Origin of the sequence: Bradyrhizobium sp. SZCCT0153 (genome assembly GCF_018129995.1) — a bacterium.
GTDB lineage: Bacteria > Pseudomonadota > Alphaproteobacteria > Rhizobiales > Xanthobacteraceae > Bradyrhizobium > Bradyrhizobium japonicum_G.
Window position 1 is genome coordinate 148,702 of sequence record NZ_JAFCKS010000006.1, and the last position, 15,920, is coordinate 164,621.

At 65.5% G+C, this 15,920-nt stretch carries 20 protein-coding genes and 1 pseudogene; 12 read left to right on the forward strand and 9 right to left on the reverse strand.

Annotated elements, in window-relative coordinates; genetic code table 11:
* Positions 1 to 9: 9 nt before the first annotated feature.
* From minD to JQ572_RS25210, 3 genes are all read left to right on the forward strand, one after another.
* Complete coding sequence (minD, locus tag JQ572_RS25200) at positions 10 to 825, forward strand: septum site-determining protein MinD (protein ID WP_211385524.1); 816 nt, start codon at positions 10 to 12, stop codon at positions 823 to 825.
* Positions 822 to 1,103 (forward strand): cell division topological specificity factor MinE, encoded by a 282-nt coding sequence (gene minE, locus JQ572_RS25205; RefSeq protein ID WP_211385525.1) that lies wholly within the window; start codon positions 822 to 824, stop codon positions 1,101 to 1,103. The genes minD and minE overlap by 4 nt, the downstream gene beginning before the upstream one ends.
* A 210-nt stretch (positions 1,104 to 1,313) precedes the next feature.
* Positions 1,314 to 1,499, forward strand: coding sequence for a hypothetical protein (locus tag JQ572_RS25210; RefSeq protein ID WP_211385526.1), 186 nt, complete (start codon positions 1,314 to 1,316; stop codon positions 1,497 to 1,499).
* 6 nt (positions 1,500 to 1,505) lie between these two features.
* Here JQ572_RS25210 and JQ572_RS25215 read toward each other — a convergent pair whose 3' ends face one another.
* The 5 genes from JQ572_RS25215 to JQ572_RS25235 all read right to left on the reverse strand — a co-directional run bounded on the left by JQ572_RS25215 (position 1,506) and on the right by JQ572_RS25235 (position 6,293).
* Positions 1,506 to 3,617 carry an ATP-binding protein gene (locus JQ572_RS25215; RefSeq protein WP_211385527.1) on the reverse strand — a complete coding sequence of 704 codons (2,112 nt, stop codon included), beginning with the start codon at positions 3,615 to 3,617 and terminating at the stop codon, positions 1,506 to 1,508.
* A 133-nt stretch (positions 3,618 to 3,750) separates the two neighbouring features.
* Positions 3,751 to 4,002 (reverse strand): hypothetical protein, encoded by a 252-nt coding sequence (locus tag JQ572_RS25220; RefSeq protein WP_211385528.1) that lies wholly within the window; start codon positions 4,000 to 4,002, stop codon positions 3,751 to 3,753.
* A gap of 105 nt (positions 4,003 to 4,107) precedes the next feature.
* Complete coding sequence (locus JQ572_RS25225) at positions 4,108 to 4,497, reverse strand: hypothetical protein (RefSeq protein WP_211385529.1); 390 nt, start codon at positions 4,495 to 4,497, stop codon at positions 4,108 to 4,110.
* A gap of 160 nt (positions 4,498 to 4,657) precedes the next feature.
* Positions 4,658 to 4,888 (reverse strand): DUF6894 family protein, encoded by a 231-nt coding sequence (locus tag JQ572_RS25230; protein WP_211385530.1) that lies wholly within the window; start codon positions 4,886 to 4,888, stop codon positions 4,658 to 4,660.
* Positions 4,889 to 5,267: 379 nt separating this feature from the next.
* Positions 5,268 to 6,293 carry a hypothetical protein gene (locus JQ572_RS25235; protein ID WP_211385531.1) on the reverse strand — a complete coding sequence of 342 codons (1,026 nt, stop codon included), beginning with the start codon at positions 6,291 to 6,293 and terminating at the stop codon, positions 5,268 to 5,270.
* 290 nt (positions 6,294 to 6,583) lie between these two features.
* Here JQ572_RS25235 and JQ572_RS25240 point away from each other — a divergent pair, with 290 nt between their 5' ends.
* The gene (locus JQ572_RS25240) at positions 6,584 to 7,237 is read left to right on the forward strand and encodes a L,D-transpeptidase (protein ID WP_211385532.1); all 654 of its coding nucleotides are present in this window, start codon (positions 6,584 to 6,586) and stop codon (positions 7,235 to 7,237) included.
* An 18-nt stretch (positions 7,238 to 7,255) separates the two neighbouring features.
* On the opposite strand, the gene JQ572_RS25245 is transcribed toward JQ572_RS25240, so the two are convergent.
* Positions 7,256 to 7,690: a COG4315 family predicted lipoprotein gene (locus tag JQ572_RS25245; RefSeq protein ID WP_211385533.1), complete on the reverse strand. Its 435-nt coding sequence runs from the start codon at positions 7,688 to 7,690 to the stop codon at positions 7,256 to 7,258.
* A 136-nt stretch (positions 7,691 to 7,826) separates the two neighbouring features.
* Positions 7,827 to 8,291: a MarR family winged helix-turn-helix transcriptional regulator gene (locus JQ572_RS25250; RefSeq protein WP_211385534.1), complete on the reverse strand. Its 465-nt coding sequence runs from the start codon at positions 8,289 to 8,291 to the stop codon at positions 7,827 to 7,829.
* A gap of 103 nt (positions 8,292 to 8,394) precedes the next feature.
* Here JQ572_RS25250 and JQ572_RS25255 point away from each other — a divergent pair, with 103 nt between their 5' ends.
* The 5 genes from JQ572_RS25255 (at position 8,395) to JQ572_RS25275 (ending at position 12,963) form a co-directional block, all read left to right on the forward strand.
* Complete coding sequence (locus JQ572_RS25255) at positions 8,395 to 10,317, forward strand: FAD-binding monooxygenase (RefSeq protein ID WP_211385535.1); 1,923 nt, start codon at positions 8,395 to 8,397, stop codon at positions 10,315 to 10,317.
* A gap of 160 nt (positions 10,318 to 10,477) precedes the next feature.
* Positions 10,478 to 11,506 carry an SH3 domain-containing protein gene (locus JQ572_RS25260; RefSeq protein ID WP_211385536.1) on the forward strand — a complete coding sequence of 343 codons (1,029 nt, stop codon included), beginning with the start codon at positions 10,478 to 10,480 and terminating at the stop codon, positions 11,504 to 11,506.
* A 181-nt stretch (positions 11,507 to 11,687) separates the two neighbouring features.
* The gene (locus JQ572_RS25265; protein ID WP_211385537.1) at positions 11,688 to 11,966 is read left to right on the forward strand and encodes a hypothetical protein; all 279 of its coding nucleotides are present in this window, start codon (positions 11,688 to 11,690) and stop codon (positions 11,964 to 11,966) included.
* Positions 11,967 to 12,252: 286 nt separating this feature from the next.
* On the forward strand, positions 12,253 to 12,459 hold the full coding sequence (locus JQ572_RS25270; protein WP_211385538.1) for a hypothetical protein: 207 nt from the start codon (positions 12,253 to 12,255) through the stop codon (positions 12,457 to 12,459).
* Between the two features lie 126 nt (positions 12,460 to 12,585).
* Complete coding sequence (locus JQ572_RS25275; RefSeq protein WP_211385539.1) at positions 12,586 to 12,963, forward strand: hypothetical protein; 378 nt, start codon at positions 12,586 to 12,588, stop codon at positions 12,961 to 12,963.
* A 47-nt stretch (positions 12,964 to 13,010) separates the two neighbouring features.
* Here the strand turns inward: JQ572_RS25275 and JQ572_RS25280 are convergent, their stop codons facing one another.
* Together JQ572_RS25280 and JQ572_RS25285 are read right to left on the reverse strand one after the other, a co-directional pair.
* On the reverse strand, positions 13,011 to 13,580 hold the full coding sequence (locus tag JQ572_RS25280; protein WP_211385808.1) for a TetR/AcrR family transcriptional regulator: 570 nt from the start codon (positions 13,578 to 13,580) through the stop codon (positions 13,011 to 13,013).
* Complete coding sequence (locus JQ572_RS25285) at positions 13,580 to 13,924, reverse strand: DMT family transporter (protein ID WP_211385540.1); 345 nt, start codon at positions 13,922 to 13,924, stop codon at positions 13,580 to 13,582. Before JQ572_RS25285 ends, JQ572_RS25280 begins: the two co-directional genes overlap by 1 nt.
* A gap of 276 nt (positions 13,925 to 14,200) precedes the next feature.
* On the opposite strand from JQ572_RS25285, the pseudogene JQ572_RS25290 reads away from it, so the two are divergent.
* From JQ572_RS25290 to pdxY, 3 genes and pseudogenes are all read left to right on the forward strand, one after another.
* Positions 14,201 to 14,323 (forward strand): annotated as a pseudogene (locus JQ572_RS25290) (TetR/AcrR family transcriptional regulator); the annotation flags it as partial.
* Positions 14,324 to 14,414: 91 nt separating this feature from the next.
* Positions 14,415 to 15,056, forward strand: coding sequence for an FMN-binding negative transcriptional regulator (locus JQ572_RS25295; protein ID WP_211385541.1), 642 nt, complete (start codon positions 14,415 to 14,417; stop codon positions 15,054 to 15,056).
* Between the two features lie 47 nt (positions 15,057 to 15,103).
* Entirely contained in the window at positions 15,104 to 15,916 is an 813-nt protein-coding gene (gene pdxY, locus JQ572_RS25300) for a pyridoxal kinase (RefSeq protein WP_211385542.1), read from the forward strand.
* The last annotated feature ends 4 nt before the right edge of the window (positions 15,917 to 15,920 follow it).

Genomic DNA, 15,920 nt, shown 5'->3' on the forward strand with positions numbered 1-15,920 from the left:
ATATTCGAGATGGCCAAGGTACTGGTCGTGACATCAGGCAAGGGCGGGGTCGGCAAGACCACGACGACCGCCGCGCTGGGAGCTGCGCTGGCGCAACGCGGCGACAAGGTGGTCGTCGTCGATTTCGACGTGGGCTTGCGCAACCTCGACCTCGTGATGGGCGCCGAACGCCGTGTCGTGTTCGACCTCATCAATGTGGTTCAGGGCGTTGCAAAGCTCCCGCAGGCGCTGATCAAGGACAAGCGGCTGGAGAACCTCTGGCTGCTGCCGGCCTCGCAAACCCGCGACAAGGACGCGCTGACGGAAGAGGGCGTCGGCAAGGTCATCGCCGATCTGCGCAGCCGTTTCGACTGGGTGATCTGCGACAGCCCGGCCGGCATCGAGCGCGGCGCCTCCATGGCGATGCGCTTTGCCGACGAGGCCGTGATCGTCACCAATCCCGAGGTCTCCTCGGTGCGCGATTCCGACCGCATCATCGGCATGCTCGATTCCAAGACCGTGCGGGCCGAGAAGGGCGAGCGCGTCGAGAAGCACATTCTCATCACGCGCTACGATCCCTCGCGCGCCGCGCGCGGCGAGATGCTGACCATCGAGGACATCCTCGAAATCCTGGCAACGCCTCTGCTCGGCATCATCCCGGAGAGCCAGGACGTGCTGCGCGCCTCCAACGTCGGCACGCCGGTGACGCTGTCGAACGCGGAAGGCGCGCCGGCGCGGGCCTATATCGACGCGGCGCGGCGGCTGTGCGGCGACACCGTGCCGATGCAGGTCCCGACCGAACGCAAGGGCTTCATGGATCGCCTGCTGCGACGGAGGGCAGCATGAGCATGGGTCTGCTTCGGCTTCTCCGCGGCAACAAGGCCTCTGCACCCGTCGCACGTGAACGGCTGCAGATCCTGCTTGCCCATGAACGCGGATTGCGCGGCCAGCCCGACCTGCTCGGCGTGCTGCGTGAGGAAATTCTCGCGGTCGTCTCCAGGCACGTCACGCTGGACCCGACCAAGGTCATCGTCCGGCTCGATCGCGGCGACGAGGTCTCGACCCTCGAGGTCGATATCGAGGTCCCCAACGATTTCGAGCGCAAGCGCGCGGCGGTCGGGTAGGGGATCCGGCCGGCGCCGTCAGATTTGGGGTGGGTGAGAGGGCGGTCCGCTGGGCATAGCGGGCCGCCTTCGTCGTTTGAGCGGTTCGAGTTGCCGAGGACTGCGGATGTGATCGGCACCGGGCGGAACGGGGACAACGGCGAAATCGTTGTCAGAGAGCAGCGGAGCGCCGAGCCGGGCGCCGCGGTTTCCTCAAACGGGAGAGCGCTCATGATGTCCGAGGTCCAGGTCCACACCGTCGCGCGGCAGATGCTGGAACAGCATGGTTTTGCAGCGATCGCGAAGGCCGCCGAGCAGGCGAGAGCCTGCGAGGACCGCGGCGAGGCCGATGAGGCCAAGGAGTGGCGTCACATTGCCGACGCCATGAAGATCATGCGCGGCCCTGCCCAAAGCTGATCGGGATCAGCTCCGTCCGGTCCCATCCTTGAGCATGTCGAGGACGCGGCTTGCCAGCGCCTCGACCACGAAGGGCTTTGTCAGCACCTGCATGTCCGGGGCGAGCTGACCGTTGCCGATGATAGCGTTCTCGGCATAGCCGGTGATGAACAGTACTTTAAGCGCGGGCCGCGTCGTGCGCGCGGCATCCGCGAGCTGGCGGCCGTTCATGCCTCCAGGCAGACCGACATCGGTGATGAGCAGATCGATGGTGGCGCCCGACTGCAGGATGTTCAGGCCGGCCGGGCCGTCATGCGCCTCGAGCACGTTGAAGCCGATCTCCTCCATCGCATCCGTCAGCAGCATGCGGATCGCCGGCTCGTCGTCGACGATCAGGATAGTGTGGCCTGCTTGCGGGCGCGCCGTGATTCTGGCGGCCAGCTGCGGCGGCTTGTCGGACTCCTTGCCATAATGCCGCGGCAGATAGAGGCACATGGTCGTGCCCTGGCCGACTTCGGAATAGATCCGGACCTGGCCTCCTGATTGGCGTACGAAACCGTAGACCATGGACAGCCCGAGGCCGGTGCCCCGGCCGATCGGCTTGGTCGTGAAGAACGGATCGAAGGCGCGCGCGATGACATCAGGCGTCATGCCCGTTCCGGTATCGGTGACGCAGAGCGAGATGTACTGACCGGGCTCCAGATCGCGTTCGCCGGCGCTGTGGTCGTCGAGCCAGCGGTTGGCGGTCTCGATCGTGAGCCGGCCGCCCCCCGGCATCGCGTCGCGGGCGTTGATGCAGAGGTTGAGGAGGGCGTTTTCGAGCTGAGACGCGTCGATCAGCGTCGGCCACAAACCGCCGGCGGTGACGACCTCCACCGCGATCTCCGGGCCGGCCGTGCGGCGGATCAGCTCTTCCATGCCCATCACGAGGCGGTTCAAATCCGTCGGCGTGGGATCGAGCGTCTGCCGCCGCGAGAAGGCCAGCAGCCGGTGCGTCAGCGCGGCGGCGCGCTTGGCGGCGCCTTGCGCCACCGTCACATAGCGGTCGATATCCTTGACCCGGCCCTGGCCGAGCCGGGTCTGCAACAATTCCAGCGAGCCGATGATCCCTGTGAGGAGATTGTTGAAGTCGTGGGCGATGCCGCCGGTGAGCTGGCCCACCGCCTCCATTTTCTGCGACTGCCGCAGCGCTTCCTCGGCTTCGCGAAGGCGCTCCTGCTCCTTCAGGCGATCGGTGACGTCATAGGAGAACTGGTAGGCGCCAAGCAGCCGGCCGTTGCCGTCGCGCAGGCAATTGAACCGCATCTCGTAGAAGCGGCGGGTCCGCCCGGGCTTGCCGAACGCGGCGATCTCGATGAATGCCTCTCCCCCGAGGGCTCTCGCCCAGACGGCGCGAGCCGCGTCGCGATGCTCGGGTTGACCTTCAAGCAGCTCCAGCATGTTGTCACCAACCTTCGGCAAGATGCCGTAGATGCGGTGAAATTCCCGGGCAGACGCGCCGTTGATGGCTAGCCAGCGGAAGGCGGGATCAACAACCTGGACGAAGGCATCGGTGCCCTCGACGAGGTCGGCCATCAGCTTGCGCTCGGCGAGCGCCGCGACCACGCGCGCTTCCAGCGTCTCGTTGAGCTGCTGCAAGTCCCGCTCGGCGCGCTTGCGGGCCGTGATGTCCTGGAACAGCACGGCGACCTGCTTGCGGCTGGCTGGCTCGACACGAAAGGCCGCCAGTTCGAGGTAGCGGCCGGTGGCGATAAGCTCCCGTTCGAAGCGGATCGGCTGGCCGGTCCTCAGCACGCCCCCGTAGAGCTCGATCCAGCCGTCGGCCTCGCCGGGGACCATCTCGCGGACCTTCTGGCCGACCACGTCGGGAATGCCGGCGTGCTTGGTGTAGGCGGGGTTGGCCTCGACGTGGACGTAGTCGCTGAGCGGGCCGTGGGGACCATCGAAGAACTCGATGATGCAAAAACCTTCGTCGATCGAGTTGAACAACGTCCAGTAACGCCCCTCGCTCTCGGCCAGCGCGGATTCCGCCTTGCGACGCCCGGTCTGGTCGGCCACCCCGAGCGCCCTGAGGCGTGCGTTTTCGTCCTCGAGCGCCTTGAGACGGCGTTGCAGGTCTTCCAGTTCGGTCGAAGCCACAGACGCTTGCAGGGTTTGGTTTTCCAGGGGCCGCTCCTTGGCCCTGCCCACGGTATTTTAGCGGGCACTCCCACCGCAGCAAGCCGCCGGCTCAACGCGATTGGAACCCGGAAGTTCCGCCTCCATGGGTGGCTCAGCGCTCGCCCTGATCAGAGCTTTGCGTGCCGGACTTGTGCTGCGTCTGCGGCTGGCCGCGCTCACCCGTCTCCTGGCAGGGGAGCTGCTCCCACGAGCCGTCCGGCGCCTGCTGATAGGCGCTGCACGATGACGATGACGTCGATTTGTCCTCGCCCTTCTGGGCGTTGGAATTCTTCGCCACGGCCGGAGCAGTCAGCGCGGCGCTGGTCGCGAGAGCACCGGCGAAAACAAGATAGGCAATCCGCATGGGGGTCTCCTGTTCAACGAGAAACGCATGCTGGCGAGGATTGTGACCATTGTTTGCCGCAGCTTCGGTGTCGTCGCGGCGTGCTTAATGCGGCGAAAGCGGGCGCTAGCCGCCCTTGCTGCGGATCAGGCCGGCGAGGTTGGTCTTCTGGGCCTCGCACCAGCTTGGCATGCCAAGGCGGCGTTGGTTGAGGTCGGTCGCCTGGGTGGCCACCGCGACCTCAGCCATCAAATCGTCGTCCTGCTTCTCGCCCATCTTGCCGCCGGTGTGCATCCAGGCGATCGCCTTGCGCACCTTCTCGGTGGTGCCGTCGGGCAGGTGCATCTGCTCCGCCTTCTGAACCAGATCCTGGTAGACGACATCCTTGCCGGGACATTCGACCTTGGCGGCGAAGGCCTGCAAGACCAACGTGACATAGGTCGAACGTGGATGATCGGCCGCTTGGGCCGGCGCCGCCAGCAGCAACAGGGCCGTCATCAGAAAACCGGTGCGCATCCTTGGTACCTCCCCAGATTTTTGGGAAAGCTAGCGGCTGGCGCGCGGCTCCGCAATGGGGATGGCGTGCAGCTGCGAAGGCGGCCCGGCAACCTGGCGCATGATCGGTTCTGAAGCGTTTTCTTCACGCGAACCGGTATACACTTCGCTCGAAAACGCTCTAGCGTTGCCAGGCCGGCACGGGATCGAGCGGCGTGCGATAGACCTCGTTCTGATCGCGATCGGTAACGCGCACCGCGCAACCCTTCCGTTGCAGCTCGGGCTTCACCTGAGACAGCTCGGTGGCCAGTTGAACGGCACGATCGGAGGCGACCTCGATGTCCTCGAGGATGATACCGCCCTGATTCTTGAACTCTTCACCAACCACGAGATCGAAGGAGTAGTAGGGCATCCGATTTCCCCCGGTGTGACGAGTTGAGCTTCGGCGGAAGTCTCAACACATGTCGGATGGTACCACTGAGTCGATATCTATCGAATGAACGGATCGCGCAATCTCTGTGCTTATGGCGCAGAAATGATGTGCAGCATTCGAGTGCGTTAAGTTTTTATTAAATATGTCGGCGTGATCATGAGGCATGGAATTGCAGCAGAACCGGGCTCCGGGAACCGGCAGCTGCAAGAGAAGGCCGCCGGCATAGATCCCGACGGCCTTTTCTCTTGATGGAAGACGATCGAAGCATCGCCTCCCGTAGTCACCCGGACTCCACGCATCACATCGAGTCGGACAGCTTGCGCGATGTCGCGACAGCGACGCTGCGGAGGCGCTTGCTCTAGCGCAGCGGCATCGGCGGGCGCACGACAGGTCCGTCGTCATCGGCAACGGCCTGTGTCGTGGCAACGGGAGCGGCCGGCGGCGGGACTGCGGCAGCCTGTGAAGGCGGTGGCGGAGCTGCGGGCGGCGCGGGCGAATGAGCCGGCATGTAGGTTTGCGACACGACCGGCTTCGGTTTGCGAACCGCAGGCCGCGGCGGCAGCGCGGATACGCGCGCATGCGGATCGACCGGCGGCTTCGCCTCGGCCATCGGCTTCGGCACTGGCTTTGCCAACTCGCGCGCCATCTGCTCCTGTCCGGCCTTCAGCTCGGCGATGTTGGCCTTGAGGGCTTCGATCTGCTGCGCCATCGCGGCAAGATCCCGCGTCATCGATTGCACCGACTGCGTGGCATCGCCCTGTGTCGCAGCAGGCGCGGCTGCCGCAAGCTGAGCCGCAGGTGGGCTCGCAGATTGATCGGTCGCTTGATCCGTTGCGGCTTGCTCGGTCGGGGGTGCGGCCTGAGCGGCGGCGACGGGCGCCGTCTGCGATGTCGCAGGCAGCAGCGAGGCCAATGCCGGCGTCCATTCGGCGAGCATCTGCTTTGCGGTATCGCCGTGTTTCTCCCAGGCCACGGTGGCGGCCGCGCTGCCGCCTGCGAACAGAAACGTGACGAACGCGCCGCGCAGCCATTTTCGGGCGGAGGATCGCTTCTGCCGGCTGTGACCATCACTGGCCGCGGCGCGCATTGCGGTGTCGACCGAGGGCACCGCCGCGCGCGGTTCCGCGGCGGAGCTGAACTTCGGCTCCGGATGAAGTATGGGCTCCGGTGCGAATTTGAGATCGATCCTGGGATCAATCTTGGGACCGATCCTTGGCTCCGGACGGACCGCGATGTCAGGCGCGAGCGCGGGCGCGGCGCCGATGGTGCGCGAGGCCAGCACCATGTCGGGCGATATCTGAACCGCGTCGTGCGGGTCGTTGTCCTTGACCGTGTCCTTCACGATCTCATCGACGATTTGCCTGGAGTTCAGCGTCGCGAGCATCGCAGCTCCTTGGTTTTGAAGTCCTGGTCGTCCGCATTGGCGCGAGCCGATCTGTTGAGGTGAGCCCATCCGAACCTGATGAGCCTGGCGCGATGTCGCACGAGTCCAGCCGGGTTTGACCAAAGCAAGGCGAGGGGATGGAGATGATGCGACGCTCTTCCGCGGTTTGTGGTGATGGAACCCGGCCTGCCGAACACGCGCAATTGTTCCCCAGTGCCTTGTTTTCAGCACGATTTTGGCAGCAACTGGTGATGCTGGGGGCGCTGCTATCCGCTATCGGGGGGCCGGCGGTGCCAAGATTTCTACTCGCTTTGTTCGTCGTCGCCTTGCTGCCGCTGGGCGGCTGCATGCAGACGACGCTTTCGCCATCGACCGACGCGAGCATGACGGCGCGCGACCGGCAGTTGCTGGCGCACACGCCTTACGCGCAGGCGAATGTGCCCGAGCAATATCTCCGCCATATCGTCGATTATCCGCGCAAGGAACAGCCGGGCACGATCCTGGTCGATACCGATGCGCGCTACCTCTATTTCGTGCTTCCCGATGGCAAGGCGATCCGTTATGGCGTCGCGGTTGGCGAGGAAGCCATGGCCTTCTCCGGGGTCGCGCGGGTCGGCCGTCTGGCTGAATGGCCGGACTGGGTTCCGACGGCGGACATCCAGGCGCGGCTCGGACCCTATCCGGCGCGCGTCGCCGGAGGTCCCGCCAATCCGCTGGGCGCGCGGGGCATCTATCTCTATACCGGCAACAAGGACACGCTCTACCGCATCCACGGCACCAACCAGCCGGAATATATCGGGCAGGCGATTTCGTCCGGGTGCATCCGGATGCGCAACGAGGACGTGATCGACCTCTATGACCGGGTGAAGCTCAATTCGACCGTCGTGGTGTTGCCGCCCGGACAGAACGCGCAGGTCGAGGCGAGACCCAGCTGGCGCGGGTAAGCGTAGTGGAGTCGCGCCCTAATTCTCAGGACGTGCGATGCGCCACTGAAGCGTCGTGGCGTTGCCGTTGGCCTCGCCCGGCGCCTTGTCGGCCGGGGAGGTGTAGAGCGGGCGATAGCGGTAGGCCCACATCTTGCTGCCGTCGTTGCGGCTGATCACGGTGAAGTCGCCGATGGCCTTGGCGTCGGCCGTTGCGGGCAGCGGCACCCAGCTCTCGACGCACTTGCCGTTGCAGTTCGACGTCTTGCCGGTAGTGTCGCGCTCGTAATAGTAGAGCGTCATGCCCTTGAGGTCGACGAGCGTGGGACCCTGCTTGGTCAGGACGACCTTCGCCGGGGCGGTCGTTGCCTCGGGCTTCGGCGGAGGAGGGGCATCGCCGCCGCCATGGCCGTTCGCGAGCGCAGGAACGGTCGAGAGCGCGATGGCCGCCGCCGCAATGAGGAACCTGAACATCCATTACTCCCGAACGGCAAAGTTAATCGCGCGTTAAACGCAAAATTTGGCCGACCGTAGCAGCAGAAGGTTAGTTCCAGGTTTCGCGGGCCTGCGACAATTACGGATGGCAAGGCCTGGATGATCAAGGCTTGGATTATGCCTGCATCTCGCGCAGCGGGGCGCGGCTGAGCTCGTTGCCGGCAGCGATGGCCTTGCGCAACAGCCGCATCAGCTCCTCGCCTTCCTTCGCGCTGAGGCCGCGCAGCATGACGCGTTGCGCGGATTCGACGGCCGGCGTGATCCTGCGCAGGGTGCGTTTGCCCTCGTCGGTGATCTCGAGCGCGCGGGCACGGCGGTCGCGGCTTGAGGCGCGGCGCTCCGCGAGCCCCTTCTGCACGAGGCGGTCGATCACGCCGGTGATCGTGGTGCGGTCGTAGGCGATCAGGCCCGCCAGCGTCACCTGGTCGAGCCCCGGATTGGCCTTGATGGTCGCGAGCGCGGCGTATTGCACCGGCGTGAGGTCGAAACCGGCATCTCCGACCTCGGCCAGGAAGACCGCCACCGCGATCTGCTGAAACCGGCGCGCCAGATGCCCGGGCATGTCGTTGGGGTCGCTCACCGAATTCTCCTCGAGGCAGGGAGGGGGCGTCATTATTGACAAGTATACTGATAGTCAGCATACTGAGCAATATCAAGGCAAGACGCTAATGGGAGAGGTGCTGATGCAATTCCATCTCAATGGATTTCAGCCGGGCGATCCTGAAATCGCCGATCCCGCCGCGCGCGTTCCGGACTCGGGCGCAGCGGGCGCCGTGCCTGAAGAGGTCGATGTCCTCATCGTCGGCTGCGGCCCTGCGGGCCTGACGCTCGCTGCGCAGCTTGCGCAATTCCCCGAGATCAAGACCTGCATCGTCGAGCAGAAGCCGGGACGCCTGCTGGTCGGGCAGGCCGACGGCGTCGCCTGCCGCACCATGGAGATGTTCCACGCCTATGGCTTCAGCGAGCGCGTGCTGAAGGAGGCTTGCTGGGTCAACGAGACGACGTTCTGGAAGCCCGACGAGCGCACGCCGGAAAACATCGTCCGCAGTGGCCGGGTGCAGGACGTCGAGGACGGGCTGTCGGAATTCCCGCACGTCATTCTCAACCAGGCGCGCATTCATGACGGTTTTCTCGACACCATGCGCAAATCGCCGGCCGGGCTCGAACCCCATTACAGTCGCCGCCTGCTCGACCTCGAGGTCGATCCGGCCGCGGGGCCTGCCGATCATGCCGTGACGGTGCGGCTCGAACGGATCGATGCCGGAAACGAGGGCAAGATCGAGACGGTCAAGGCGCGCTATGTCGTCGGCTGTGACGGCGCACGCAGCACGGTGCGCAAATCGATCGGCCGCGAGCTGCACGGCGATTCCGCCAACCACGCCTGGGGCGTGATGGACGTGCTGGCGGTGACCGATTTCCCGGACATCCGCTTCAAGGCCCTGATCCAGTCGGCGAAGGACGGCAGCCTGCTGATCATTCCGCGCGAAGGCGGCTACATGGTCCGCATCTATGTCGAGCTTGCAAAACTCGAGGTCGGCGAGCGCGTCGCCAACCGCAACATCACCGCCGACGACGTGATTGCGAAAGCGCAACGGATATTGAAGCCGCATACGCTGGAGGTGAAGGAAATCGCTTGGTGGTCGGTCTACGAGATCGGCCAGCGCCTGACCGACAAGTTCGACGACGTGCCGGAGGCCGAGATCGCGACGCGTCTGCCGCGCATCTTCATCGCCGGCGATGCCTGCCATACCCACAGCCCGAAGGCGGGGCAGGGCATGAACGTCTCGATGCAGGACGCGTTCAATCTCGGCTGGAAGCTCGCTGCCGTCCTCCGCAAGCAGTGTGCACCGGGTCTCTTGCACTCCTACTCGGCGGAGCGCCAGGCGGTTGCGAAGGAGCTGATCGATTTCGACCGCGAATGGGCGGGAATCCTTGCGTCCGCCGCCAAGGCCGGCGGCGCCGATGCCGCCAGGACCCAGGACTATTTCGTCAGGCACGGTCGCTACACCGCGGGCACGGCGACGCATTATCGCGCGTCGGCTCTCACCGGCGCGACGTCCCACCAGCATCTGGCGCACGGCTACGTCATCGGAACGCGCTTCCATTCCGCGCCGGTGATCCGGCTTGCCGACGCCAAGCCGGTGCATCTCGGTCACGCAGCGCAGGCCGATGGTCGCTTCCGCATCTACGCGTTTTCGCCCGCGGAAAATCCGGCAGCACCGGGCTCGGCCATTCGTGCCTTGTGCGACTTCCTCAGCGACGCCGGGCAATCGCCGGTGAAGCGCTATACGCCCGTTGGCGCCGACGTCGACAGCGTGATCGACCTGCGCGCGGTCTTCCAGCAGGATCATCGCGAACTCGCCGTCGAGGCGATGCCGTCGCTGCTGCTGCCGCGCAAAGGCCGCTACGGCTTGATCGACTACGAGAAGATGTTCTGCCCGGATATCAAGAATGGTCACGACGTTTTCGCCATGCGTGGCATCGACCGCAAGGCGGGTTGCGTGGTCGTGGTGCGGCCGGATCAGTATGTCGCGAGCGTGTTGCCGCTCGACGATTTTGCTGCACTTGCTGCGTACTTCGACGGGTTCATGCGGCAGGTGGACTGACAGCGGTCCTTGCGCGCTGTCTTGCGCGCCGCGCCGATGAACGGCGAATGAATATTGAACCGCGCGCGGCCTCCGTTTCGATCTTTCGACGGATAAGTCCATCCCCGGCGGAACGCCTGTTCCGCTGGCGCGTTCCGACTCCAAAGAGGAGGACTTCGCCATGAGATTGAGAAGCGTGTTGCTTGCCGCATTGCTGCTCGCCCCGACGGCCGCACTGGCCGCCCCGGGCGTCGTTACCGTCTCGACCGGCCTGCGTGCCGGGCCGGGTTCGGGCTTTCCCCTGGTCGATCGCATCCCGGAGGGCGCCCGCGTCAACATCCATGGCTGCCTGCGCGGCAATGCCTGGTGCGACGTGAGCTTCTCGGATGACCGCGGCTGGGTATCGTCGCAATATCTCGAATATCTCTATCGCAATCACTACGTCTATCTGCCCGACTATGTCGACGAGATCGACGTGCCCGTCGTTCCCTTCATGCTGACCTCGTACTGGTCGAGCTATTACGAGGGACGGCCCTGGTATCGGCGCCATGCCTATTGGAATAACTACTGGAGTTCGCATCAACGCTTCGCGACGCGACTGACGATCGATCCGCATGCGGCCCGCATCGGCCGCGCGGCAACGCGCGATGCGGCGATCGCACTCGGACGCGACGGTGCCAAGGCTGACGGTGCCAAGTCGGACGGTGCAAAGGCCAGGGGCGCCGCCGCGGTCTCCGGCCGTGATGCCGCAACGGCACGGCACGACGCCGCCATCGCCAGGCGCGATGCTGCGGTAGCGACCGACCGGACGCGCGCTGGACGAAGCGAGCGCATCGCTCATGAGCGGACCAGCGTGCAGAGCCGCAATCCGCGCGATGCACAGGCCCGCGTCATTCACGAGCAGGCCGCACAGCGCGCCGCGGTGCGTGCGCAACCGATGGCGCGCGCGCACGACGTGGCGCGCGCACATGGGGCGCCGCGAGTATCAGCCGCGCCTGCGAGCCGGCCCGCGATGCCGCATGTCGCCCAGCCGAATGTGAGCCACGGCCCGCCGATGAACGCGCATGCCCAGATGCCGGCGCCGCGCGCGGCCGCACCTGCGATGCCGCATGTCGGCGGCGGCGGTGGTGGTGCCCCTCACATGAACGCGGCGCCGCGCGGCGGCGGTGCGCCGGCCGGCGGCCCCGGTGGCGGCCACCAGAAGCACTAGAAAACGCTCCGATGTTTGCAAGGAAAGCCCGGCCCTCGCGCCGGGCTTTCTGTTTGATCCGGACCGGTTCCCTGCGCGTACAATTTAAGAAAGTTCTTCGCGGGCAGATTTCATCGATCGTAATAGGTCTACTCAAAGCTGTAAGCATCCACTCGGGGCAGCGGGGCACGGGAGGATGACGATGAGACAGAACCAGGCGGAGAGCCGCCGCCAAAGTGTCGCGAAGCGGTCGATGACCAAGGAAGCCAAGCAGCTGTCCGGCCTGATTGCCGGATTGCGCGAATCCCTCGACGGGATTCACAAGGAGCGAACGAGCACAAAACTCTCCGGCGCCGAGATGGGCATGCTGGACGAGCGTCGCAACAATCTGCTGCTCACCATCGCAGCCCTCGACGACCGCCTCTCGGCGGTGCAGGGGCTGATCGATCTCGGCCGCCCCCATATCATCCGCGTCCACTGATCGGAGCGCGGACCCGATGCTATCGGCTTCGTCGCGGCGGCGACGGAACCGGGCTCGGCTGCCGACTCTGGGTGGCAGGCGCGGATCGAGATCTGCACCGCTGCGGGTGCTGCGCCCAGCAGGTCCTCACCGGGCAAGCCCGCGACAAGCAGAATCGCATTCATGATGCGGCGCACGATCAAGCTCCTCGCTTGGCGGGAGCCAGGCACAATGCTGCCGCGGATGGCACCAAATTGCCACGCTCCCGGCGAATTGCGGCCAAAGCCCGCTGCCACGAGAAGAGCGGGTGCGGGGCAACGCAAGGGGATGCGCATTGGCCTACAAGATGGTCGCAGAACGCGACAACGAGAAGTGCAGTTTTGCTCGCGAGAGCCGGTTGGTCATCGTGGCGAAGGCAAGGGTTTGGGCGAGCGAGGGATGGAAGGTCGTAATCACCGACCAGGACGGCAAGGCCTACGCGCCGCCCGAATTCGATCAGCTATTGGCGGCCTGACCGCAAGGCGGGGTTGAAGCGCGATGAGATTGGGATGCATTGTCGTCACGCTTCAGGCTATTGTTTGCGCATGATCGCCTCGGAAGACAGCGGCGCACTTTTCCGGATCGTGCTGGGGGACGACGCTTGACATCACTGTTTCGACCGGGGCGCGACCTGATCGCGCTCCTGATTGTTCTTGCAGCCGCCGCCGTCCTGACGGCGACGGTTGCCGTCGCGCAGAATCTGGATGCCGGAAAGTCGCCGGAAAAGCTCTTCGCCGATGGTTGCGCGACCTGCCATCGCAGCCCGCGCGGCCTTGCCAAGGGGCGCTTCAGCCTGACGCTGTCCTGGTTCCTGAAGGACCATTACGTCGCCGGTTCGGACACGGCGAAGGCGCTCGCCGCCTATCTGGTGTCGGTCGATACGCCGCCGCCGCGCGCTGCGGCCAAGCCGGGCGCCAAGCCGGGTGCCAAGCCGTCCAAATCCGCGCCGCGTCCGCCCAAACCTACACAAAGCCAGTAGCCTGCGTTCGCTCCATCCCGGGCTATGGGGGGCGGTGAGCGGAGCAGCTACGCGCGCCGATGCGTCTGTGCGATCAGCCGGTCGTGCACGGCGCGTAGTTCGGCGCTCATGCGCGTCTGTCCCGTCGTGACATAGGACAGCCAGGCGCCGTCGGCGGCGAGGCGGACGACGTGGAGCTCCGGCGTGCCGTCTGTCGTACGGTGGCGCTTCAGTCGCGCCTTGATCCAGTCGTTCCAGAGCCGGCGCAGCGGCGGATCGGTGACGACGACCATGCTCAGCGCCGCCCAGGGCGTCGCGAAGCCGAAGGCCTTTCCGGTGAACACCGCATTGACGTAGGCGCGCGTAAAACTGCCGCCCGGCCTGGAATCGGACTCGATTGCGGCGTCGATCTCGGCATCGACGCGGGCAAGCAGATCGGCGAACAGGCCCTCGATCAGTGCCTGCTTGCTGCCGAAGTGATGAAACAGCCCGCCTTTGGTGACCCCGGCCGCCGCCGCCACCGCCTGCACGGTGACGCCGGCGACGCCATGGTCCATTGCGATGGCTGCGGCGCAGTCGAGCAGGGCGCGCCGGACCTGCTCCGGTTGCTTGGCTCGGGTATAGGCGCTTGGCGGCATCAATGCACCGTGGTCTCCGAGAACAGGTTGATCACCACGACCCCGGACACGATCAGCGCGATGCCGACGAACGCCGCGGCGTCCAGCATCTGGCGGAACAGCACGAAGGAAACGGTGGCAGTCAGGATGATGCCGACCCCGCCCCAGATCGCGTAGGCGATGCTCAAGGGGATGACCCGGATCGCGATCGACAGCGCGTAGAACGAGGCGACATAGAACAGCACCATGGCCAGCGTCGGCCACGGCCGCGTGAACTGCGCCGATTGCTGCAGGAAGGCGGACGCGGTGACCTCGAGGACGATGGCGAGGGCAAGCATGGCGTAGGCATTGAAGGTGGAGGTCATGGCAAGCTCGAACGTAGCGCAGCAAAGATACCGCGCGGTAGGTATGTTTGACACGTGGAATGTGGCCCTTGCCAGGGGCTGCTATCACGTGTGAGTGACGAGCCTGCGACACGGACAGTACGCGGCCTGGCCGTAATGTTCCACGATCGGTCACCGACAAACACGAAGCCGCCGCAGGATGAATTTAGCGGCGGCTTCGAAGTAGCATGGCAGATGTGGTGTCAGTTGATCCGTACGGAGAGTTCGACGTCCTCGGCAAGGTCGGTGGATAGATAGGTCGGCAAGCGATTCTCGGAGACGCCGCGCAGCGGGGCGGAGATCGCGCGCCATGCCGACGGGATGGCGGACATGTTCTGCGCCTATCTAAGCGAACTGGCCCGGCGCCGAGATCATTCCTGACATCTGCGTTCACGGCCCAATATCGTTTCGGATTTGGCCTGATCATGGGTTAGCCTCGCGCCATCCTCGTCCAGCCATCGAGCGCCGCGCCATGCATCTCCTCCGTCCCCAATTCCGCATCGAGGAGCAGCGCGCGCTGGAATTCGCAAGCCAGCGCGGCTTTGGCGTGATCGTGGCGGCGGATGAGCGTGGTCCGCGGGCCTCGCACGTGCCGTTCGTGCTGGATCGGCATGACGGTCAGGCCATCGTGCAGATTCATCTCACCGCAAGAAATCCGCTCGTTCCGCTCGCGGACGGCACGAGACGTTTGCTGCTGATCGTTGCCGGCGACGATGCCTACATCTCCAACGACTGGTATTCTTCGCGCGACAACGTCTCGACCTGGCTCTACGAGGCGGTGCACCTGTCGGGTGTGGCGCATTTGCGCGGGCTGGACGAGAACCGCGGGCACGGCGATGCGCTGCTGGCAGTCGCCGAGGCGCGGTTACCGAAGCAGCCCTGGGACCTCGCGCGGATGGAGCCGGACAAGCGCGAGAGCATGCTGGCTGCGATCCGCGTCATCGACCTCGTGGTGGACGAGGTCGAGGGGCAGGCCAAGCTCAACCAGCACAAGGGCGATACGGATCATGTCGCGGTCGCCGATCGGCTGGCGCGGTCGGAGGAGACGGGGCATCGGCGGCTGGCGCGGAAGATGCAGGCGCTGCGGCCGGGGCTTGGGTATGATCTTTCGTGATCCGGGCTATCTTGCGCCGCCTTACTTTTAATCCTACGGACCTCCACATGCTCGTCATCTCCATTCAGAGCCAGGTGGTCCACGGCCATGTCGGCAACAGCGCAGCCGCCTATGCCATGCAGGCGGAGGGCGTGAACGTCGCGGCGGTGCCGACGACGCTGCTGTCGAACCACCCGCGCTATCCGAGCCTGCGGGGCCGGGTGCTGGAGACAGAGCTCGTCGCAGATCTGCTGCAGGGCCTCGAGGAGCGCGATCTCGTCGACGAGGCCGTGGTGCTCGTCACAGGTTATCTCGGCTCGCCCGGCAATGCTGCCGTCGTCGCCGATTTCGTCGAACGGGCGCTGCTCCGCAATTCGAAGCTCGTCTATCTCTGCGACCCCGTGATCGGGGATGACGGCCGCGTCTATGTCGCCGACGGCATCCTGGACGTGGTTCGGCATCGTCTGCTGCCGGCCGCGAACCTGACCACGCCGAACCAGTTCGAGCTCGGGCTGCTCGCAGGCCTCGCGGTCGCGGACGCCCAGGACCTGCGAACGGCGTGCGCCGCGCTGGCCGGGACCGGCCGCATCGACGTCGTCGCCACCGGCTGCACGCTCGCCGACACGGTCGAAGGGCAGGTGGAGACCATTCTGTGTGTTGATGGTCAGTTGTCGCGCTTTGCGACGCCGCGCCTGCCGATCCGGCCCTATGGCACCGGCGATCTCCTCACCGGGCTGATCGCGGCGCATCTGGCCAAGGGCAAAGCAACCGAGGCGGCGGTGCGGCTCGCGGTCGAGACCATCTTCGCGGTGCTGGTGCGCACGCAGCAGGCCGGCACCGCAGAGATGCGGCTGGTGCCGCTGCCGACGTCGGGCCAGTAAGCCA